Origin of the sequence: Pseudomonas sp. NY15463 (assembly GCF_048068415.1) — a bacterium.
Lineage (GTDB): Bacteria > Pseudomonadota > Gammaproteobacteria > Pseudomonadales > Pseudomonadaceae > Aquipseudomonas > Aquipseudomonas mosselii_C.
This window is the reverse complement of record NZ_JBLUQD010000005.1, coordinates 141,999-164,632: the sequence shown is the minus strand read 5'-3', so window position 1 is coordinate 164,632 and position 22,634 is coordinate 141,999. Positions and strand designations below refer to the sequence as shown.

The 22,634-nt window shown below is 57.9% G+C and carries 14 protein-coding genes; 6 read left to right on the top strand and 8 right to left on the bottom strand.

Annotated elements, in window-relative coordinates:
* Positions 1-50: 50 nt before the first annotated feature.
* Positions 51-674 carry a glutathione S-transferase gene (locus ACNFIC_RS14005; protein WP_416781243.1) on the bottom strand — a complete coding sequence of 208 codons (624 nt, stop codon included), beginning with the start codon at positions 672-674 and terminating at the stop codon, positions 51-53.
* Positions 675-1,090: 416 nt separating this feature from the next.
* Here ACNFIC_RS14005 and ACNFIC_RS14000 point away from each other — a divergent pair, with 416 nt between their 5' ends.
* From ACNFIC_RS14000 to ACNFIC_RS13990, 3 genes are all read left to right on the top strand, one after another.
* The gene (locus ACNFIC_RS14000; RefSeq protein ID WP_416781242.1) at positions 1,091-1,318 is read left to right on the top strand and encodes a hypothetical protein; all 228 of its coding nucleotides are present in this window, start codon (positions 1,091-1,093) and stop codon (positions 1,316-1,318) included.
* Entirely contained in the window at positions 1,315-1,566 is a 252-nt protein-coding gene (locus tag ACNFIC_RS13995; RefSeq protein ID WP_138221279.1) for a DUF3077 domain-containing protein, read from the top strand. Before ACNFIC_RS14000 ends, ACNFIC_RS13995 begins: the two co-directional genes overlap by 4 nt.
* Before the next feature lie 370 nt (positions 1,567-1,936).
* A complete protein-coding gene (locus ACNFIC_RS13990) occupies positions 1,937-4,384 on the top strand; it encodes an acyl-CoA dehydrogenase (RefSeq protein WP_416781241.1) in 2,448 nt (815 codons plus the stop codon).
* A 69-nt stretch (positions 4,385-4,453) separates the two neighbouring features.
* Here the strand turns inward: ACNFIC_RS13990 and ACNFIC_RS13985 are convergent, their stop codons facing one another.
* On the bottom strand, positions 4,454-4,897 hold the full coding sequence (locus ACNFIC_RS13985) for a hypothetical protein (protein WP_416781240.1): 444 nt from the start codon (positions 4,895-4,897) through the stop codon (positions 4,454-4,456).
* A gap of 218 nt (positions 4,898-5,115) precedes the next feature.
* On the opposite strand from ACNFIC_RS13985, the gene ACNFIC_RS13980 reads away from it, so the two are divergent.
* The 3 genes from ACNFIC_RS13980 to ACNFIC_RS13970 all read left to right on the top strand — a co-directional run bounded on the left by ACNFIC_RS13980 (position 5,116) and on the right by ACNFIC_RS13970 (position 7,067).
* The gene (locus ACNFIC_RS13980; RefSeq protein WP_416781239.1) at positions 5,116-5,526 is read left to right on the top strand and encodes a PA2817 family protein; all 411 of its coding nucleotides are present in this window, start codon (positions 5,116-5,118) and stop codon (positions 5,524-5,526) included.
* Positions 5,527-5,707: 181 nt separating this feature from the next.
* Positions 5,708-6,247 (top strand): fimbrial protein, encoded by a 540-nt coding sequence (locus ACNFIC_RS13975; protein ID WP_416781238.1) that lies wholly within the window; start codon positions 5,708-5,710, stop codon positions 6,245-6,247.
* Between the two features lie 79 nt (positions 6,248-6,326).
* Positions 6,327-7,067 carry a molecular chaperone gene (locus tag ACNFIC_RS13970; protein ID WP_416781237.1) on the top strand — a complete coding sequence of 247 codons (741 nt, stop codon included), beginning with the start codon at positions 6,327-6,329 and terminating at the stop codon, positions 7,065-7,067.
* 6 nt (positions 7,068-7,073) lie between these two features.
* Here the strand turns inward: ACNFIC_RS13970 and ACNFIC_RS13965 are convergent, their stop codons facing one another.
* The 6 genes from ACNFIC_RS13965 to ACNFIC_RS13940 all read right to left on the bottom strand — a co-directional run bounded on the left by ACNFIC_RS13965 (position 7,074) and on the right by ACNFIC_RS13940 (position 22,607).
* Positions 7,074-8,594, bottom strand: a complete 1,521-nt coding sequence (locus tag ACNFIC_RS13965; RefSeq protein ID WP_416781236.1) for a hypothetical protein — start codon at positions 8,592-8,594, stop codon at positions 7,074-7,076.
* Between the two features lie 51 nt (positions 8,595-8,645).
* Positions 8,646-10,835 carry an autotransporter outer membrane beta-barrel domain-containing protein gene (locus ACNFIC_RS13960; protein ID WP_416781235.1) on the bottom strand — a complete coding sequence of 730 codons (2,190 nt, stop codon included), beginning with the start codon at positions 10,833-10,835 and terminating at the stop codon, positions 8,646-8,648.
* A 167-nt stretch (positions 10,836-11,002) separates the two neighbouring features.
* On the bottom strand, positions 11,003-13,078 hold the full coding sequence (locus ACNFIC_RS13955) for a hypothetical protein (protein WP_416781234.1): 2,076 nt from the start codon (positions 13,076-13,078) through the stop codon (positions 11,003-11,005).
* Between the two features lie 128 nt (positions 13,079-13,206).
* Entirely contained in the window at positions 13,207-17,040 is a 3,834-nt protein-coding gene (locus tag ACNFIC_RS13950) for a sugar-binding protein (protein WP_416781233.1), read from the bottom strand.
* Positions 17,041-17,169: 129 nt separating this feature from the next.
* Positions 17,170-20,121 carry a hypothetical protein gene (locus ACNFIC_RS13945; RefSeq protein ID WP_416781232.1) on the bottom strand — a complete coding sequence of 984 codons (2,952 nt, stop codon included), beginning with the start codon at positions 20,119-20,121 and terminating at the stop codon, positions 17,170-17,172.
* Positions 20,122-20,123: 2 nt separating this feature from the next.
* Positions 20,124-22,607 carry a hypothetical protein gene (locus tag ACNFIC_RS13940; RefSeq protein WP_416781231.1) on the bottom strand — a complete coding sequence of 828 codons (2,484 nt, stop codon included), beginning with the start codon at positions 22,605-22,607 and terminating at the stop codon, positions 20,124-20,126.
* Between the last annotated feature and the right edge of the window lie 27 nt (positions 22,608-22,634).

The window sequence follows — 22,634 nt, the reverse complement described above, 5'->3', positions numbered from 1 at the left end:
TGGCCGTACAAGTACAGTCACATCTATTGATAATGACTATCGAAGTGGCGTCATGTCAGGGCGGTCATCACCGCGGCCTGGTAGGCCGGGCGTTGCTTGAGGCGCTCGTACCAGGCTTGCAGGTGGTGCATCGCGGGACGCTCGATGGGCATCTCGAACCAGGCATAGGCGAAGCACCCCAGTGGGATGTCGCCCATGCCGATCTGGTCACCGGACAGGTACGGCTGCTTGGCCAGGGTTTGATCGGCAATCGCCAGCAACTGCGCACATTGCTTGTGCGCCGCGTTGATCGCCACCCAGTCGCGTTGCTCTTCGGGGGTGCGCAACAGGCCCCAGAACAACGGACGGAAGGGCGCGGCGAAGGCTGAGGTGGTCCAGTCCATCCACTTGTCGGCCAGGGCGCGCTGGCGTGGGTCTTCCAGGTACCAGCCCTGCTCGGCGCCGTATTCGGCGCACAGGTAGCGCACGATGGTGTTGGACTCCCACAGGGTCAGGTCGCCGTCTTCGAGCATCGGCACCAGGCCGTTGGGATTGCGCGCGCGGTAGTGCGGCTCGTTGACCACGCCGAAGGCGCCGCCCGCGTCGATGGACTCGAAATCCAGACCCAGTTCATGGGCGATCCACCGCGCCTTGCGCACGTTGCTCGAATTCTTGCGACCCCAGATCTTCAGCATGACGACTTCCTTATGGATGCGGAGGCTGGACAGTCTACTCCAGGCTTGGAAATTATGCGGATTGTGAAGGCGTGTGGCGTGATAGCGCCCTCAAGCTGTAGGACATTTCCCAAGCTGAAACCAAATGCTTCAGTCCTGGCGCGCCTCGGAACTATCCTACGCGCTTGCCAGAAGCAGCCGCATTGCTGGGGAAATCCCACACGGATAATTTCACCCGGTCGCCACATTTGGTGACCGGGTGTGAGAACCCGCTACTCCACATTGATCGCCGCTCTGCTATATGGCAGCCGTGCGCGGGCAGGTTCGTCCTGACCGGTTTTCCTTGTGGCCGGGTTCTCACCCCTCGCACGGTTGCCACCCAATCTTGTGAGAACGATCAGGTAGCAACTCCAGCTATTAACATAAGGAGTTCCACCATGAAAAAGCTTGTCCCAGATCCGCCCCGCTTCATCCCCGCCCCCTACCTGACCCAAGCACAACTCGACACCGAAAGAGCCAGCCTGGCCACCTGCCTGGTCGACCTCCTCGACCTGCACGCCAGCGCCGAGCCTGGGCCGAACCGCGACACCCTGCTCTTGGCCAGCACTTATCTGGCCGAGCTGTGCAGCGCCCTGAACCGCTACCAGCCAGGGGGAGACTCATGAGCGCCCCGCCCATCACCTGGGCCACTGCCGGCCGCACCGAATGCCTGGAGTTGTACCAGATCCGTCCAGGCGTGCCTTTCGAGGATGCCTTCGGCGAGCTGTCGGTGCTGCTGGGCTGCATTCGCCACCTGACCTGCGAGGCTGAAATGGAGGGTTGTGTGTTGTCGGGCAGCTCGGCGCGCGTGCTCAGCGCCCTGGCCAAGGGGTTGATCGATGACATGGAACTGGGCATGAAAAGGCGGCGTTGATTCAGCCCGCGCCGTAGGAGCAACTTTCTTGCGCCTAAGCTGTGGGAGCGGGCTTGCCCGCGAACACCGGCGAAGCCGGTGCCATACACCGAGTCGCCTGCTTCGCGGTGGTCCGGCACTCCGGCAAGCCCGCTCCCACAGAGTACGCGGCGCACCTGCAATATCAGTTCTCTGCGCGACAGCGCAGCCCGGCAGGGCTGGATGAACTCCCACAGAGATCGCGCTAGTTTTTAGATCCTGAGCAAGACAGTTGTCTGCATCGAACTTGCACCCGCCTCCCCCGGTCACTGTTCAGTCAGGCCACCCCGCGCATTACGTCTAAGCTCTGTGGGGTCGGCTGAACGCCCCCAGGGTTCATGGAGGAAAACGTATGTTGCTGTTGTGGTTGCTCGTCCTGCTGTTCGGTGCCGTGTATCTCACCCACCGGCGCCTGCCACCGTTGCAGATCCTCGCCGCAATGGCCGGGTTCACCTTGCTGATGGGTATCTTCAGCAAGGCGCCGGGCTGGCTACTGACGCTGATCTGGGTGGTCATCGCCCTCAAGGTGGCTTTCGTCACCCTGCACGAACAACGCCGCCAACTGTTCACGGCCCCGGTGTTCAAATGGTTCCAACGCACCCTGCCACCCATGTCGCAGACCGAACGCGAGGCCATCGACGCAGGCACCGTATGGTGGGACGGCCACCTGTTCAGCGGCCGCCCAGACTGGAACACCCTGCTCGACTACCCCGCGCCCAAGCTCACTGACGAAGAACAAGCCTTCATCGACGGGCCTACCGAAGACCTGTGCGCCATGGTCAGCGACTGGCAGATCGGCCAGGACCTGGACTTACCGCCCGAAGCCTGGGCACATATCAAGGCGCACGGCTTCTTTGCCCTGATCATCCCCAAGGAATACGGCGGCAAGGGCTTTAGCGCCTACGCCCATTCACAAGTCGCGATGAAACTGGCCACCCGCAGCGGCGACCTGGCCTCGACCGTCATGGTGCCCAACTCACTGGGCCCGGCCGAATTGCTGCTGCACTACGGCACCGATGAACAGCGCAACCACTACCTGCCGCGCCTGGCCCGCGGCGACGACATTCCCTGCTTTGCCCTCACCGGCCCGCTGGCTGGCTCCGACGCCGGTGCCATGCCCGACACTGGCATCATCTGCAAAGGCCAATGGCAGGGCGAAGAGGTCATCGGTCTGCGCTTGAACTGGGAAAAGCGTTACATCACCCTCGGCCCGGTCGCAACCCTGCTGGGGCTGGCCTTCAAGGCTTATGACCCCGACCACTTGCTGGGCGATGAAGAAGAGCTGGGCATCAGCCTGGCGCTGATCCCCACCGACACCCCTGGCGTAGAAATCGGCAAACGCCATCTACCGCTGGGGGCAGCCTTCATGAACGGCCCCAACAGCGGCAAGGACGTGTTCATCCCGCTGGACTTCCTGATCGGCGGCCAGGCCATGCTCGGCAAGGGCTGGATGATGCTGATGAACTGCCTGTCGGTGGGCCGTTCGATCTCGCTGCCGGCAGTCGGCACCGGCGCTGCCAAGTACACAAGCCTGGTCACCGGCCAGTACGCACGCGTGCGCGAGCAATTCAACGTGCCCTTGAGTGCCTTCGAAGGCATCCAGGAATCGCTCGCACGGATCGGCGGTAACGCCTGGCTGATGGACAGTGCCCGTTTGCTCACCGCCAAGGCCGTGGACCTGGGCGAGAAGCCGTCGGTGCTGTCGGCGATCCTCAAGTATCACCTCACCGAGCGCGGCCGCGAGTGCATCCAGCACGCCATGGACGTGCACGGCGGCAAGGGCATCATCATGGGCCCGAACAACTACCTGGGGCGCAACTGGCAAGGCGCGCCGATTTTCATCACCGTCGAGGGCGCGAACATTCTTTCGCGCAACCTGATGATCTTTGGGCAGGGCGCGATTCGTTGCCACCCGTTCGTGCTACGCGAAATGGCCTTGGCCGGGCGCCAGGACCAGGATCACGCACTGAGGGAATTCGACGACCTGCTGATGCAGCACATCCTGTTCGCTGCGGGTAACGCCGCCAGCACCCTGGTGCTGGGGCTGGGCCTGGGGCGTTTCGAAAAAGTGCCGGGCGACGCGCTGAGCCAGGGCTACTTCCGCGCGCTCAACCGCCAGGCTGCGGCATTCGCCCTGCTGGCGGACCTGTCGATGATGCTGCTCGGCGGTGCGCTCAAGCGGCGCGAGCGCCTCAGCGCTCGGCTGGGGGATGTGCTGAGCTACCTGTATTTGTCCAGCGCTGCGCTCAAGCGCTATCACGACCTGGGTTCACCCGAGCACATGCGGCCCTTGCTGCGCTGGGCCATGGAAGAAAGCCTGGGCCAAGCGGAAAAAGCCCTAGACCGGCTGCTCGATAACTTCCCCAATCGCTTCGTCGGCTGCGCGCTGCGCGTGCTGGTATTCCCGCTCGGTCGCCGTCATACCGGGCCAAGCGATGAACTGGATGCCGAGGTGGCGGCCTTGATCGGGCGCAGCAAAGGCGACCCGGCATTAGAAGAGTTGCTCGCAGGTTGTTTCCGGCCAACGACCGAGGGCGACCCGGTCGCGGCGCTGCAAAGAGCGTGCGAGTTACTGGATGCAGCAGCGCCGGTACGCGAGGTGCTGCATCAGGCCATCAAAGAAGGCCAGGTTCGCGTGGCTCCCGGACAATCGGCTATCGATGCGGCCCTCGAACAGGGCGTCGTACAGCCAGATGACGGGCAACAGTGGCGTGAAGCGGAGCAGGCACGCCGCACGGTGATCGATGTGGACGCCTTCGACAAGGAGAAGTTGCTACCACAAGCGGGCAAGGTGCGCTGATCGAGGACTTGCCCAGGTGCGGCACGTCGTCAAGACGGGCCGCACCTAGTTATTCAAGCGTGACGCGCATCAACGTGGGTCACTCGATGGGGGCGACTTTGAAAGGGTCACGTAGCAGTCCATTTGGTGGGGTGCATTGATATCAATCAGAGGAGATGGACCGTCCATTTTGGCGATCACTTTCAAACCCAGGCCCTCATTGATGAAATCGCCAACAGCATAGGTATTCAACAGATAGCTATATTCGACACGGTTAAGCGACGCGGGTCTGTGAGTGGTACGCAGTGTGATCGATGATCGCACCGTCGGGTCGTCTGGTGCGGTTCTGTAGTTCAACCTGATGGTCGAGGCAGAGGGGATATCGCTCATCTCGATACGACTGTAGCTGGCGATAACGGTCTTAGAAGCGGATTGGCCACTGCCTTCCACGGGTAAGTTGAGCCCGGTGCTGACGTCGCCGCTAGTCCAAAAGATGATAGAACCGCTCTGCTTTGGGGTGTTGTCGTTGACCATGGTGTTGACCTCGCTCAGAAGATTGTATGCCCTCGACAACGACCGCCACCTGCGCAAAGGCCGCGTCGTTGTTCTGGCTGAATCTAAATCAGCAGCGGCGAGCGCGCACCTGACAGAACTGCTAGTTAGAGCGGCATCAGGAGCAGACAGACCTTCCACAATGAGCCCAAAATCGGCGTATACTCGCGCCCCGCTTCAATCACCCCAAGGATCACCCCATGGTCAATCCCCACCTGGCGTACCACCTGCAACTGCTGAACCACCTGCGTACCATCCTGGTGGCCCTGGGTGAAGCCGAGCAGGTACCGGAGGAAAGCCACGCCCTGTTCCTCGAACGCTTCGACGAACTGCTGACCCTGCTGCCCCGCAACCCGCTGCAAAGCCAGTACCTGGGCCAGGACCTGATCTGCCAGGTTATCCAGCGCTACCCACAAATTGCCCATCTGGTACCACGCGACTTGTTGTGGTTCTTTGCCGGCGACTGCCTGCATTTCATGCCTGACGAAGAGCTCGAACTGTACCAACAGCTGGAAGAACGCCGTTACGAAGCCGAACAGAACGGCGACGCCTTTGACTGGAACCAGCAAAAGCAGTGGCTGCGCCAAGCGGGTGATGAACCGCAACACTGAGCCGGTACATCAAAGCGCCTTAGACCAAACGGCGTGGTTCGCTGCGCCGATCCTAGTAGGATCTATTGTTCTCGTCTCCATTGTGGAGTAATCCTACAGCCCCGAAACCCCACCCTGAATATCCTGCCGACCGAACATTCCACATGCTTGTTCGAACACCTCCAATACCAGGATATCAATAATGAAACGTACCCTCATCGCCCTCGCCATGGGCCTGTCGAGCACTGCGGCATTTGCAAACACCGGCACTATCAACTTCCATGGCACCATCACTCCCGGCGGCACCTGCCCTATCGAAGTGGTTGAACCAGGCACTGGCGGCGGCATCCTGCCACGCGTGACGGTCGGTAGTTATCACCCCAGCTACTTTGACAAAGTAGGCAAGCAGACACGCCATGTTCCGTTTGCCCTGCGTGTTACGCCGGGTGCTGGCTGTACCATCAATCCGGGCGAACAAGGCTATGTCACGTTCTCGGCGCTCTACGGCCCAGAAGGCGCAGACCTTTACTCGCTGCGCCCATCTGGCGCTCGCGGGCTGGCACTGGCCATTCAGGACAAGAGCCTGACCAACCTTGCTCCAGACAAGGAATCGGCCGCTTACTCGCTCGACGACACAAAACCTACCGACATGCTGTTCTACGCCATGTACCAATCTACCGCAGCCACTGTCACTGAAGGCGACGCGGCTTCGGAAGTCACCTTCCTCGTAGACATCAAGTAATTCGTTGCGCGCCAGGTGCTTCTGCGCAAGCGCCTGGATGCCATAGCCCGTCTGCCAGACGCAGCAATAGAGACGCCCCATGCACCGCCCGACCTCAATCGCCAAAAGGCTTGCCACGGCACTGGCTACCTGCCTTGCCTTGTTAGCTCATAGCGCGGCCTACGCCGCCCTGACCATCAGCTCCACCCGGATCATCCAGCCCAGCGACCGGCAAAGCACCAGCATCGTAGTCGCCAACCCCAGCCAACGCCCCTATGCAGCCCAGGCCTGGATCAATACAGAGGCCGACGACAGCACCACCGCCGTCCCCCTGATCGCCTCACCTGCATTGTTTCGCATCGACCCTGCCGGCGAACAGACGGTACAGCTCAACCGCCTGCCTAACGACCTGCCCCTGGACCGTGAATCGGTGTTTTTCTTCAACCTGCAGGAAATCCCGCAGGCGAACGACGAACCGAACAACAGCCTAACCATCGCCCTGCGCACCCGCATCAAGGTGTTCTATCGCCCAGCCCAACTCAAGGGGCAGCCACAGGATCACCTGCAAAAACTGACGTGGTCGGTGCAAACACTGGAAGGCAAACCCCACTTGGTAGTGGATAACCCATCGCCTTACTACTTCACCTTCAACCAGCTGACCCTGCGCAGCGCCAAGGGCAGCGAAAAAATAGATGCCCGGAAGATGGCCATCCCCATGGGCAGGCAACGCTACCCCCTCAAGGCCTCGACCGAGCAGGGCGAGCTGAAAGTCGAGTTCACGACCATCAATGACTACGGCGGCCTGACGCCAGAGATGTCCCGCCCGGTAGGGCGTTCGTGATGGCGCTCAAGCCCTGAGGGTGGGGCTATAACGAGGGAAATCGACCCAAGTGCCGCCATCGTCGAAGCTGACCTGCACCAGGAACGTAAACGGCTCGTTACGCTTGAGTGTCGCAAGGTATGCCTTCGGCACGGTGACTTCTTTGTTTGCCCCGAGCCCCTGCCTCACTTGCGCGGCGGTCAAGGGATGCGCGCTCAACACAGGTTGTGGGGGAGCACTCACCCCACTTTGCAGCACCCCATTCACGGTGATATTGACCCGTTGCCCGACGCTAATGCCTCTCCAGGTGCTCAGGCTGACAGGCACCTGGGCCGGTGCCGATCCCAGGCTGAAGCCGCTCGAAACAGCGCCCTCCAGCGCTACCTGGGGTAATCCTTCCTTGAACTCGGTCACCTTCAGGGTGCTCACGTCGGAAGAAAATACATCTCTGCCGTCACTGACTTCATACCGCACGACCACCGTGCGCTTGCCATAGGCCAGCACCTGCTGCTCGGGAATGGCATAGGAGCGCTCGGTCCCAGGATGCACCTCGGAGGTTGTGTAATAGCCGTAATCACCAGGCTCTCCCCAGATCACTGTAACCGTTTCATCTGGAAACCACTGCGCCGACATCGGCACCGCGACCAACAACGGCTCAATATGGTCATCCAGCTTCAGCGCAAGCGCCCCGCCCACTCCGGTAGCCTGGGCTATTTCCACCCAGTCGAACTGGCGCGGCACAGGTTGTGCCTTGACATCCAGCTCCAACGAACGCGCCAAATTGCTCAGGTTGCCCGCTCGATCCTCGATTTCGTAATACGCATAACGCACGCCATCCTTGGCCTGGCGAATCATCTCACCCTGGAAGTCGATATGAATCGGTAGCAGGCAATCGTCCCAGGTCAAGGTTCGGCTGCCGACCATCACGGAGTCATCAGGCTTCTCCCCCCAATACACTGTGATGGTATCGCCCGCCTCAGGGCTGTCGTAGGCCGGCACCAGCGTGCGCAGCCGATCACCGTGCCGCTCCAGGTAGCGGGCCGTGAGGCCATCGCGCTCGATTTCATCCGCGTCCTCAACAAGCACTAGTCTGCCGCGCTGCCCGCCTAGCACGGGCGCCGACTTGTCGATCAACAGGGATAACGCATCAGAAACGGAGGTTTCCTCGTTACCTAGCGTCACGTCGTAGTTCAAGGTGTGGCGCCCTTCACCCAACAGCGCCACGGGCACTTCCAGCTCAAGGTCCGCAAGCTGCACTGGCGCGGTCCAGGTCTTGTCTTCGAACGGCTGCCCATCCCACTTCACGATCAGCCGTTCAGGCGCATCCTCGCCGGGGTCAGATACCAACCACAGGGGGATGGTGATGGGCAAAGGCCTGCGCGTGGCCCTCACAGGCAGCAAATTGCGCTCACCCCCTTCAATATCGGGCAGCAGATCAGCCACCGTCACAGGTTTCAACGCTTGCGGCTCTCCAGGCGCTGAAACACCATTGAATGGCTTCTTGAAGAAGCCAAGGACACTGCGCAGCCATTTGCCCGGGACCTGCATGTTTATCTCTCCAAAAAAAAGGAAGACCTGAGGTCTTCCTTCTTGGCGTGATCACCAGCTGTAACGCAGCCCCAGGTTCACCCCCCAAGGCTGGTCGATATGCTCACCGGCGCTGTAATCGAAATCAGCATGCGCCTGCAGCCGCTCGCCCATTGAAACAGCCACCCCAACCCCCAGTTCGGCACGCGAACCGGACAAGTCGTTATCGAAGCGATGGTCATTAACCTTGACTTGGTTGTTATTGATGAACTCATGGGCATAGGCAGCACGTACGTAAGGTTGAAGCACCCGGGCGTCACCCAGGTCGATGTTGCGCCCCAGTGTGCTGCCGAGCTTGCCCAGCACGGAATGAACAGTGTTGCCCTTGGCTTGCAAACCGTTATCGAGCGTGTAGTCCTTACCTTGGAACTGCGCCACCGACCATTGGGTATAAGGCTCGATGAAGTAGCCGTCCTCCAGGGCGATGTGCCGCCCGAACTCGGCCGACGCTCCCACACCTAGGTTGCTGTAGTCACCTTCGGCCTCGTTGCCATCACTCAAGGCAACCTTGGCATCGTTTTCAAACCGATTCAGCTTGACCACGCTATCGAAGTAATAACCGCTCTGCTTATCCAGCCAAGTGGCGTAAAGGCCCAGGTAGTAACTGTCAACGTCACCGGAAGTACCCTGAGACAGGTCCAGATCGGAGCGGCTGTAACCCGCCAAGACCCCCAGCAGCCACTGGCCATCGCCCACTGGCAGGGGGGCATCAGCACCGAATGACAGGCCCTGCTGCACCTGCTTGTAAGCCACCCCGGAGCTGGCGGCCACATCGAACTTGTTGCCATAGGCCCGCATCCAGGCACCGGGCTGTCCATCCTGCAAACGCAACTCACCCATCCGGCTGCGTAACGAAGCCAGCTCGCCATACCAGACAGTAGGCGCCGCACTGAACAACGCCAGCGCCGATTGGGTAGCCGGACTGATCACCCTGCGCGAACCATCGAGGTACCAGTCTTCACCTCGCTGAACCAGTTCATAAGAAAACGCACCAAGGTCAACCCGGCCATTGACCAGCGAGAACACGGCATCACCGCTGCCGGCATGCACCACATGAAGCTCGTTCTCTGCCTGCGGGTCACGACCGGAGCTACCGATCAGCAAGCCGTGATTACCGGTGGCCTGGCCGGTCACATCAAGGAAATCCGTCTGCCCGGTGGAGAAGTCCGCATGCATGACGAAAATGCCGCTGCCCGACAGATTTTCAACGGTAAGCCGGTGGTACGCATCCGGCTGACCGAACTGGATGTTGCCATCGTTGAGCACCAGATCACCGACGCTCGCATCCTGGGTCATTATCCAAGTTGACTGGTCATTGATGCCAAGGCGCGAAACACCGTCCAAATGGCCAGTAAGGCTGGACTGGTTGTTCAGCGCCAATGTAGCGCTGGAGCCATCCTCAACAGTGATGTCGCCGACCAGGTGCGCATTATCGACCGTCATGTTCGCTGAGGATGCGTTACGCACCTCGAGTAACGTGCCATTACTGCCCACAAGGCGCGACCCGTTACCGACATTGATGCTCGCCGAGGCCGGCGCCGCGGCACTGCCGGCCACGACGATGGCAGCCCCTGCTTGCCCTTCGACCAGAGTATTTTGCAGGTCGATGTCCGCCTGGCCTACCACCGCAGCATCGCCGTTGACCAGGATACCTTCCTGGGCACCCATGATTTGGCTGTTGGCTGCCTCCAACTGGCCGTTGAACATACGCACACCAGCGCTTCCCGCCCCCGCCCCGCGCAACGCGCTGTCGCTGATGCTCAGCCGCGAGTTGCTGGCGATCGCAGCACCGCCTGCCTGACCTGTCACGTTGCTGCCCACCAGCTCGACCGTGGACCCCACCTGACCGGTACGTGCCGCGACAATCCCTCGACCCTGGCTGACGATGGTACTGCCCGCGATCCGGGCCATGGCATCGCTGCCCACCAGCAACGCATCACCGGTGGCGGTGATGGTGCCAGCGCTGAAACCCAGTGCCGATCCGGCTCGCAGTTGGATTTCTCGAGTGGCGGCGCCCTGCGCGGTTAGCGTGGCCCCCGCAAGCACCTGGTAACTGTCCAACCCTGCCGAAGCGTCGATGGTTTGATCATTGCTGATCGTCGTCAACGCGAACGTGGCTTCGCTCACTAGCCAGAGAGGCGCCAACGCCAGTGCAAGGGCATGCTTGCCAGTCCTGCTAGAGGGTGTAGTACGTTTTTTCATGAGTGATCCTCGCCCAAGTCGAAATTTGGCTTGTGCTATTTGAAGCTTCATCGCAGAAATTTCACACTAGACTACGAGGACTTTCCCTGTGGCTATGTAGGAAAATACCTACATAGTCAGGGAAAAAATCATCATCTGGATATTTCGATCACTCCTTGTCTAATCGCCTAGGAAAGGTCACACGCACCGGAAGGTGTATACATTGCAAGAACGATGTCACCGCGTTTGGAGCCAATCGATTCGCTACCGGCTTTGAAGCTGTAAGTCACACGCGCACGCGCTCTGTAAAACTTCGCATCATTGGGATCGAACGTCGGTGCCACGTGTTTCTCATACGGAACACGCCATGTGAAACCTGCAAGTGGATAGTCGGGTCCAATGGTCACTTTGAATGTTTGCCTTACACCAGGCACCTCATCCTCACCTTGGCTATCACTGCCCCCTTTGACAGCCCACCAAGTGATGTCAACCTCGGTAATTGGCCCATACTTTTCATAGTCACGCAGGTCCGGCACAGCCAGTTGAACTGCCCCGTTATCGGCGTGGGGTAGGCTGTTCCGGATCGAAGTACAGTTCAGTTGGCCCTGCGCATTTTTCTCCAGGAAGTCCACCGCTTCTGAAGTAATGACTACGGCGCTTACTGCAACCGGTGTCGCTTGCGACTTGATCGGGTTGTGCACGTCAGTGCGACTGACCCAATAACTCACCTCCACTGTTTTATTGCCCTCCGCTTCAATAGCGGGCCAGGGAACAGGAAACGTAGCTTTACCATCGGTTATATCGTCCGCAGTGACTGTATGGGTGGTCGCACCCACCTGGCTCCCCCAATCAAGTGTCAAAATATCTTGCTCTTGAATAAACGCGCTCAACACGATGGTAATGTCAGCGTCCTGCCCGGTATCACCACGGTCGAGTTCATCGTCACCACTGCTGCTGCCACGCCCGTTGACATGAGCAGGTTTCAGATCAGGATGCACCGGGTCCGGCCAATCGGTACCTGGCCAAGTGGGATCAATGGAATCAAAGTTCACGAAAACGGTGGTCTCTGCACCACCCAGCTTATGCGTCCCCCGATAGGCGTCATAACGCACCGTTATTTCTTCCGGGAGCGTTGTACCGTCGTATTCTTGCAACAACGTGGCACTGTCAACCTTGAACCTCAGGTGTTTACCCGGCGCACTACCAACGGGCTCCGCTGAAAATTCAGCAGTTTTCCAGGTGACCTTTACCGTATCGGTGGACTTCCAGTTCGCGAACAGGGGTACCCAGACCTCGACACCCTCCAACGCATCGCCTTGGTCAATCAGGTGGTTGTCCGCAGGTGTCGCCAAAGGCACCACGGGATCTGCAAAGACGGTAGGCAACGTATCCAGCGCAACATCAATGGCTACATAATCGGATATCGGGCTAATATTACCAGCCTTGTCCACCAGAATATAAACGGCAAACAGCCCCCCGTCGCCAATTTTACGAACAACCGCTTCCGGTACCTCCAGCTGCTGCACCTGTCCGGTACTTGCAACAGTGCCGACTGCTTCAATATCCTTGATATCGGCGGGTACTTCTTTCAGCCAGTACCAAAACACGACATCACCTTCCTGCCAATCCGCATAGGCCGGCAGTTCAAGGATGACCTTGCCACCATTTGCAGTGAGACTGGCATCTGTCACAAGCGGCACAGGATTGAACTTGGCGGGCAACGTACGGGCGTACGGAGGGACTCGGTCTAGGCGCAGAAGCAGTGAGGGTGAATGACTCTCCTCGAAATTATCGGCCAGCACATAGCTCCTGAAATAATGTACCCCTTCGGGGCTCAGTGCATCCAGAGAAGTGTCCAGTTTCACGGAGTATGGAAAGTCTGGAAAATCGTCATAATACTTGATTTCTTCTTCATGAATGACCGCAAACTCCAGATTATCGCGGGAGTGTTCAATCCTGAGGATGTCCTTGGCCGAAAAAAACCATTCGGGTACTTGAATAGAAAAACCGGGGCCGCCGGGGAACAGGTACGCGCTCTTGACGGTGCCATCGCTTTTATCCGCAAACAATTCATCGGCAACAATCAGATCGTCCAGCTGCTTCGACTCATTGGAGGCCCCTAACAATTTTGCCCGATCGAACCTGAATGCAACGCGTGCATCCAGCGACCGTTTATTCAAATCATTAGAATGTGCCACAGCCACCTCCCAAACATTGATAAAAAGCGTAGCGCTGCGCGGTCGCGTCAACGTGATACGATTCAACCCCCTCCCGCAGGGCCTGACAACTAGCATTTTTATCAGGTCAGCGGCGGTGCTGGTAAACCAGAAAAAAAGAGCCTGCACAACGGCAGGCCCAGACACATCGTGGTCTTTAAAATCAGGTAAATAGCCTACGCTTCCTGCGACGCCAAGCGGTCTAATGGGTCGTATCCGTAGTGTGCAGTAACGTCCTGTGCAGGCACATGCACACGTGCCAGCCGCCCCATTGGGTCATAGGTCAGTTCCCGCTTTTGCTCATCCAATACCAGATTGCCATCCAGGTCATAGGCCAGTTCGACTACTTCCTGTTTGAGTACGACTGGTTGCGCTTCGTCATGCGTTTGCTCGACGTCTACCCACTTCAGCACAATACTCATTAGTTGCACCGGATCTTGCTCATTGGTGAACTGATAGTCAGCATCCAACCTGCCACCTGGGAAGTCGGTCCTGACTCGGGTAATGTTGTCCCGGCCATCGAAACGGAATAACTGGCTGTCGATTCTGTTACCGTAAGGGTCGACAGGTACATAGTCATTCACGCCCTCGCAGGTATACTTCGATAACCTCGCCCGCTTATCGTACTCAAAGGTTTCATGGCGCAGCGTCTCGCCATCTTGTTCGCCCGCCGTCAATGTTTTACTGTCAATTCCATCTACTTCGTTGTACGTTTGCGTCAACGTTTGTACCGCATCACCAAAGTCGAAACGCCGACGAATTTCACGTTCGAATTCATCGTAGAACAACTCGGTTTTCAAACTGCGCCGACTCCCATCTTCATCCACGGTCTGCGTGAAGATGCTGGCGGTCCTGCCCAGTTCGTCATAACGGAAAGTACTGGTGACATTTCCCAGACTGGTCTGATACAGCTGGCCCAGCGGGTTGTATTCATACGACTGGGTTTCACCCAGCACATCCGTATACCCCAGCAAGCGACCCTTCAAGCTGTGTACATAGACCATTTCATACGCTTGCGCGTCGTCGCTGCGCTGGCGTCTTTCAACCTTCACTTCACCGGTACTGAAGTACTCACGCTCAAGCGTCTCTTCGTTCTCGGTACAATGCAACAGGCGGGCATTGTGTTCGTCATACGTGTAGCGCGCATTTTTGCCCACTGTCCTGCGGCTCAATGGCTCCTCGCCTAACTGCGGCACGTATTCATAGTCGATGCGGTGGTCCGCCGGTGTGATCACCGCTTCCGGCTGGCGCTGACCATTGCCATACAGCAGGGTACGCTTGCGCCCCCCAGTGACCGACTCGATCATGCGGTCCAGGCCATCGAAGGTTTGCGTGCCCAGCACGTATTCGATGCCATCGGTAGAGTCGAGCACCTTGATCAAGGTTGGCAAATCGGCCGGACTGTGCAACGCGTAGTCACGGTGTACCACCGAACCATCAGGCAGCGTCTGATCCACCTGCCGATCATACTCATCATAGGTGGTCGTGGTTTCATTACCCCGTGCATCCACTTCCCGCACCATGCGCCCCAGGCCATCGTTGAAGTAGCGGTGCAAACTCACCCGGGTGCCTTGGCTGTCGAGGCGTTCGACATCCACGGGCATGTCGAAAAGGTTCAGCCGGGTGCGGGTGATGCCGGTGGATTCGCTGCCATCAAGCGACTCTCGCCACTCCTCACGTACCGGCCCTAGGCGATCCGGCAACCCCACCGGGTCGATCTGCGTGCAGACACGCACCTGGTCCGGGCCTATTTCGACGTGACGCTGGCGCCAGTCGTCGTACTCGAACGTGGTGCGCAACGGCAGGTTGTTCAACTCAAGCCAATCGTACTCGACCTCCTCCACCAGGTTGCCCAGTTCGTCATAGCGTGCGGTGTAACTGAGCCGTTCTTCTTCCTTGGTTTTACGGGTCAGGCCGAAGTCCGGGTCTTGGCGTGTCATTCGTACAACGCGGTTCAAACCGTCGACATAGCTCCAGCTTTTCACACCCTTAACATCGGCCTGCATCTGCCAAGCTTGCTGGCCATCGGACGACAAGTGATAAGCATAGTCGCGTGATGCCTTGTATTGACCACTGGGATCAACTGTTTCACGGGTGACACGCCGCAATTCGTCATACGCGTAGGCAATCTGCACCTGATTGTCGTCATAGGTGAGCAGTGGCTCGCCAATCAGTATCGAATGCTGCAAGGTATTGACCTTCTGGGCATGTCGCTGCGCTTTACCCTTGGCATTGATCAACTCACGCTCTGCCAAAGGCTCGTCGTGATCGAAACCGGTCACGGTTTCCTGAGTTTGGATGGCAGCGTGGCCGTCTACCGAAACCTCGCTGTAGGCATATTCAGTATGGGTTGCCTTGCCATTGAGGGTCAGCGTTTGCTCACGGACACGACCATGTTCAAGTGGGTCGAGGGGCGTGTCGTGGTAAGGGCTCCGCACCATCGACAACAGCGCCCCATCACGCACACGCAAATGCTGCTCATGGCTACGCAAAGACGCGCCACGTGCATACTTGTCTTTATCCAATGACGTCACCAACTGGTAACCGTACTCGTTGCGCAAGGCTTCGGCGCCTGCCTCGCCAGGCCCCGGAATAACTTCTTCGGTCTTGAGCAGACTCTTGAAGTGTTCTGGATCATCGGTAGCTGGGTAGTACGACATGAGCGTGCGCCTCCCGTTGGCTTCGATTTTCTCCTCCAGATTGCCCTGCTCGTCATAGCGGGTAATCTCCACCACCTCCCGCGCAGTGCCGCCCAAACCCTTGCGCCAGGAGGTGGTGGTGGTCTCGGCCAGTTGGAAGTTGTTAGGCTGGTCCTTGAACGGCCAGTTGGCAATTTCTGGGTACGTGAGAACCTGGGTTTCGATGCAATCGTTCTGCGTGGTGATCTTCTCGACCATCAAATGGAAGCGGTTGAATGAGGTCTTGACCGTATAGACCGGGGTGTCACCTTGGTAATGCGTGGCGGTGCCGTCGTAACGGTAGTCGGCACCGGTGGCTTTGTAGAGATTGTCTTCACCGTTATCGGCCCAGGTGATACCGGTATTATTACCCAGGAAATTGTTCGAACTGAATGCGTAGTCGGTCCGCACTGGCGGCTGATTGGCCCCAGGGCTCACCACGTGGCGCTCTACATGAGGCAGCGTCCTGCGCTCGACACCAGGCAGGGCATGCCCATCATCCTTGTAGAAAACTTCTTCAAAGCCGTTGACCGGTGTCCACATACGTTCAATGCACCGCACCTGGCCGACCTTTTTGTACTCGAATGCCCAGCGGCCCTTATCTGCGGTCGACAAAACCAACTTGACCAGCTCACTGTCCTTGCCCACCAATGTATAGACAGCCTGCGCAACCGAGCCTGGGTTGACAGTGATCAGTACCTGATCGAGGTTCGAGTAGTTGATCTCGAGCAGTTTGCGCTTGCTGTCATCTTCAACCGATGCCAGACACGGCACCCCCTTGGCTGGCATGCCCGGCATCGGAGAAGGCACATTGACCTTTTGGTAGGTCAGGGTAATGCCATGCCCGGTTGGCGTCAGTACTCTGACCGGCAGTCCCACCTGTTTGCCGGGTTGCCCTGGCTCGTCGATATCGTGCAATGTAAGCACTTCAATCATCGAAGACTTGTGCGCCACGCGATAAAGCGTGGTCTTGCCATCCGGCGAAATATTCTCGAAATGGAAGCTGTCGATCTTGCGCTCCGGTATGACGGCCTGCATGCCCGGACCGTTGTCAAAGACCTTGAAACGTTCACCGCTGTGCAGGCTAAGCATTTGGCTTTGTGGGTCATACTCGCTCAAATTCAAACGCCAACCCGCACCAAAGCCTGAGTTTTCCGGATTCATCGGGTTGAAGCTGATGCGCAACGGTAAGTTGGGGCCGTTCAAGTGGTTGGCCACCAGTTCGGGCAATTCAAGAGAAACGATATATTGCCCGGTGCGTGGATCGACACCACCTTGAACGAAACTCATGAAATTAAACGCATTGGAATGAACTAAAGAATTCGTCGCCATTTTTCTTTCCTCACAGGAGGCCGCGCAGCTCGTGCCCGGCCTCAAATATAAGCCGCTCACATTTGGCGGCGCCCTGGGCGCGCGCCAAAAAGAGAATGCACGTCCGTAGATCACGTGTGAACGGGGTAGTTACTGGAACTTCCAGTGTAGGAAATTACGCACATCAACAGCACTTATCGAACCATTGTCCAACTGCCGCCCCCAGTTCATGTAGAGCTTACTTTCCGACCCATAGTTATCGATCAAGGTGAAATACAGCGGTTTTCCGAGTGGCTCGGGGAAAAGCCGCCCCCCTGGCTGGTACCAGAACTTCATGTCCGAAACCCGCTCCAGCGCCACCACCACAGTACCGGCACTGAAGTGCTCGCCTGCGGCGAATTCCCGGTTCAAGGGCGTGGATGCCCGCGTCAACGCCATCAGTTCCAGCTCCGCCTGGTATTCAATACGTCGATCAGCGGTGCGTCCCGGGAGCACTCGCGGCACGTAGGCAATCCCCACATAACTGGTGAATGTTTCGTCGAGCAACTCGCTTTCATATTTCAGGACTGAAACATGATCGAAGCGCACATCGACAAAGCTTCGCTGTCCCCTGGCGCGCAAGGTCCAGTAATCGGTGGTGAAGTGCCAGTAGTTGTGGCCGTCGACAACACCTCCGAAATCATCGAGCTTGGTAAACCCGTCCTTTTCAGCCACGCGCTTTGCGGTGAAGGGTTCCAAGTCTGCAATATCCAGTTTCCTGGGCGGCAACCCACCCAGTTCAACCTCGCCATCACCTGAAGGGTGTTTTACGAACGAGTCGAACCACTTATTGGTATGGCTTTGAAACTTGGCCCGAATCCATTGCACCTCAGCTTGGGTGGTTTGAAGGTAGACCGTAACAATACGCAAGGCCTCTTCTTCACCCTTCACCCCAATTGCCTTCGACTGGTCTTTTCTCGCCTGCTGCGCCTTCGCCTCTTGGGCCGGCACGAAACCTTCGGTAGCCGGCAAATAGTCGAAACGGTTACGAAACTTACTGCAAGCCCACTGCGCGCGGCCTGGCGTGATCGCTTCGGTATCCGCTGGCAGCCATTCGATCGGAGTGCCATCCCGATGGGTAAGCTGCAATGTCGCCAACTCCGCATCGCTCACGGGGTCATAAAGGGTGTTGCCATCTGGGTCATTGAACGGGCTGGTTTTGATATGAATATCGATGCCGACCTGTTGCCTGCCGTTTGCCCAGGCTTTCTTTCGCGATGTGTCGTTGAGAAATAGCTTGAATTCACTAAGTTCCACCCAGCGCTGGGGAACGCCTGCATGCTCCAGGCGGGTATTACCATTGTGTTCAATCACTGCAATGCCAGCTTGGCCGTCATGCACACCGGCCACCACACTAACCTGGCCAACGCTCGACGCTGGCGCTGTGTATTTCCCCGCATCCACTTCGCCTTCCCCGTACAGCACCCACTGGGTACTGTGTACAGCGGGGCTATCAGCCCATGTCTGCGCCGGGACCTGCCTAGTGAGTGATTCGGCCAGGGTGAACTGCGTGGAGCCAGATGCAGGCATGTTCGCTACGTGGAAGGGTTCTACCTGTAGCGGTGCGCGCATGGACAGGATGACCACTGTCGCAAAACCACTGCCCCCTTCCCAGGTGGTGACTTTGATCCGCTGTAGGCGAACGGGCGGATCAAACGTAGGCTCATCCGGTGTAAAAATCGCGTGTGGTGTTTCGACATCGCCGTCAGGATCCCGCACGATGCTGCCGAACTTGTCGCCTTCAGGCTCCCACTCCAGCCGCCCCCCTTGCGATGCGGTCAGCCGGATGGGCCCATCGCCTTTGACCCAGATGACCACCCGTGGTGAAATCACCACGTCCTCGCTGGAAGCGACCACCAACGCCGACGTGCTCGCCCCTTCCTGAGCATTCGCAAAGTGCGCCTTGACGTTTACCAGGCGTTGACGCAAGGGGAACGTGTTCGATGCAGGCGCGACGTAATCACCGGCCTGGATCTGGCCAGAGTCCATGGGGTTGTTCACATCGCGTGCCGTCCACGTCCTTACCGATTGGTTCGCGACGCTGAAGCGGGCGCTCTTGCCTGCGGCCACTTGGGCCATGACCGGTTGCGGCTGACGGGAAAAAGCAGCGGCCCTGACATCGCCGAACACGATCATGTCATGCGGGTTGTGCTCGTCTTTCTCCAGCACAACTTGGTAAGCATCGGGCAGCACCAGTTGCTCCAACACCACGCCAGGGCGACCTTTGGCAAGCGCCGCCCGCTCCCGGCTGATCAGCAACGCGCTGGCGTAGTTGTCGGTATCGCTATTGCGGGGCAACAAATAAGGCAAGCCAATACCTGGCTGACCCACTTCAGGGCCAGCGACCAACTGCATCAGCACCAGGACAGCCCCATCGTCTTCAGGCGACGTGCCACCGCCCGCACCGCTGGGAGCTCGCTGCGCAACCGCCTGGATGTGCCGGGTGGACAAGCCGCTATTGCCGAAAACATCGAACGCCAACAACGAGAGCGGACTGCTCAAAAGCCACTCGTATCTGAGTTGTTCAAGTATGAACTCCCCCATCCTGACGGCGGCAGTGCTGTTGCCGCCCAGCGTGCAGCTAGGCTCACTGGCTTCGGAGAGGTCAAGCACGACGTTGTACTTATCAAGGTACGGGTGCGGCTGCACTTTCAACCGGCCATAGACTTCGAAGCGATAGCCCATGCCCATGTTCAATACATGGCTTCTTCTGAGCTGCTCGACGTTGCCTGACATGACCGTCGAGGAGACGCACTGCCCAGTGAGCAGTTCCATGCTCACCCTGACCTGCCCCGAACTGCCCGAAGCGTCTTTGAAAGACAACTGAGGCGGCCCCAGGGTCAGGTACTCGAAAGCTACCCTCTCGGTCCTGGCATCAGGGTCGATAAAGTACTCACCTTCGATCACGGGTAACCCGCCACGCTGATCGAACTGCTCGACGAAGCTGGCCTGCAAAGCCCGATTGACGGCATCACGGCCCAGCGCCAACACCGCACCGCTCCCACGCGTGCTGTCGCCCTTGGCGAGTTCTTCGAACAACGCTTCTTTGGTATAGGTCGACATGGTCAGTTCCTCGCCGTACTCAGCACGCTGAAGGCTTTTTTCACGCCTTCCATTGCCTCGATTTGCTCTGCGGTGTACTCGACAGTCTCAACCTGGAGAGGCCGCAAGGCTTTTGTCACTTCTTCGAGGACCAACGCATCTTCGGCGGTGTATGGCATGGGCAGAACCACGTAATTCCACGCGCCTGTTGCCATACCGACCCCGGCAATGATCACGTAATCACCTTCATCCGCCGCTGGCTGGTAGATACCCTTGGCTTCATCGAGATTGCCTTTGCCCTTGGCCACGAACCATTTTGTCTGGTCAGGCGGCAGATCCACCGGAGCACCGCCCCACCCCTGAACAGCCAGCACCAGTTGTAGCGCCGAGCCTTGCGCCGCAACCTTCAGGGTTGCAGCAGCCGGCCCCCACAGTACGGTGATATCGATGGTTTCCGTGCGACCGCCGCCGCTAACCTGAACTTGATCCAGTTGCATGAGCGCACCCAGCACTGGCCCTGAGTCCGGGGCACGCTTGGGGGCGACGTAGACTTTGACGTTCCTGTCCCTGGGGATATTCAGCTCGCTGTATTCGGCCGGTGTCGGGTCACGCAGTTCACCTTTGAAGCCTGGTCCTTTGGTCCAGACCAATTCCGAACCCACGCTGCCGCCCTCCAGTACATAGCGCTGAGCGTTTTGGTCATTGGAATAGAGCGCATTGAGCAGGTTCGGCCTTACCGCTACAGCGCTGGGCACAACGGTAAACAAGGCGCTGCTGCTGTTATCACCCACCGTTGCGGTAATGATGACCTGGCGGAAGGTGCCACTAATCGTCTCCGCCTTGGGCGCCTTGTACACCTCGTTGACGATTTCGCCCAGTTGCGCGGCTCCTACAGGTTTTTCGGGGTCGTCCGGCAGTGCCTTCACCTCCCACGTCACTTTATCCCCTGGCTGAGGTCTGGGCGTGAGCGTGAGCTTTTGCGTACCCTCTGCGGTAAGGGACGTTTCAATCGGGTCAATCGCGAAGGCGGTCAGAGTGGGCGCCAGTTCGCCCAGCATCAAGACATCGCCGGGGGAGGCGAACGTATCAGGGACAGTACGTTGTCCCTCGCGGAAGAGCAGAGCGTTCATACGCCAGTAGTCGATAACATTCACCCGCCCTGAAATACGGCTGATGATAGATTTTATATATTCCTCGACGTCGCTTTCGAACGAAGCCCTAGCGCCTTCATGTTCCGCCGAGCCGATATTCCATTTAATTTTCATCACGATGCCTTGAGTAGAGCGTAAGCGCAACACACCGCCATCCATGTACGTCTCCATGAAGAAATCTGCACCACCCTCCATCGACAAGTCATATTTATATACTTCCCATCGACCGTTAATGCGCATACCAATTTCAATAGAACCAATTTCAGCATCACAACTCCATTTACCGACAAGCCCACCTTCAGCAACAGCAAACGATAAATGCCCCAAAACACCGAAAACATTCACAGTAAAATAATGGTCTGACTCATCAATAAGTTTGTAAACTCGGGAAATCCTAAATCCACCACCAGTAGCACGCTTGAAAAAGCCGCTGGAATCCTTTTCATATACTATGGGTACAGACTCATAGCCTGTACCTGCAATACTATCAAACAAGCTTTTCACTGCGGCCTGCACCCACGCTTGGCTGCTTAGAATGATACCGGCCGAATATGCCCCACCTGTCTTCCGGGCAGGTAACAGATACGGCATTAGATTATCTTCATCTGGAAAATCTCCGATACTTCCCCCATTTAAGGCTACCCCAACCAGGATCGCACCCTCCTCCAAATCCGCCTGTTTGGTGCTGGCTACCTTGCTCCCCGCCCTGGCCAGCGAATGCGTACGCACCCTGAACTGCGTGGGTTTCATATCCCCTTCCATAGGTGACATCCTATTCAGTTCCCACACTTGCTCCCCCCTCGCGGGGTCTTTGAACTTTTCTTCGATCAACTCACCTAGCTTGATATTCAATTCTCTCCACTGGCTTACTTCAAAGTAATACGAGCTACTGTCTGCCAGGTCCAGATATACACGCCCGTCTTCATCAACTATGCCTCCAGCGCCTTCGGTAAGTTTGATGTTCATTTTGACCCGTGGAGCGGTCAGTGGGTTCAGGTTCGAGATGCCAACCAGTGTCGGCAGCTCGGCCCCAGCTTCACGGGCCCATTCGGTCAACTTGCCGCCCACCACTGGCATGCTCAGGGCAGCCCTCGAACTGCCTATGTTCGCGTTCTCGAATGAGAGGACTGGCGCACCAAAGGTAAAATTGGACAACCGTGAAGTCTTACCGTTTTCCGTTACCTTCTCACCCGACACGGGTTCGATCCATGCCTTTTTATCCGCCCGTAGAATGTGTTCCTGCATCAACAACAGGTTAGCTTTTTGACGGTCATAGACCAAAAGCGCGCCCCACCCACGAGTGCGAGGCGCCCCTTTCATATAAGTGTAAAATTCCTCTAATGTAAGCCTAGCCATGACGATTCTCCCTAAAACTTAGGTGCA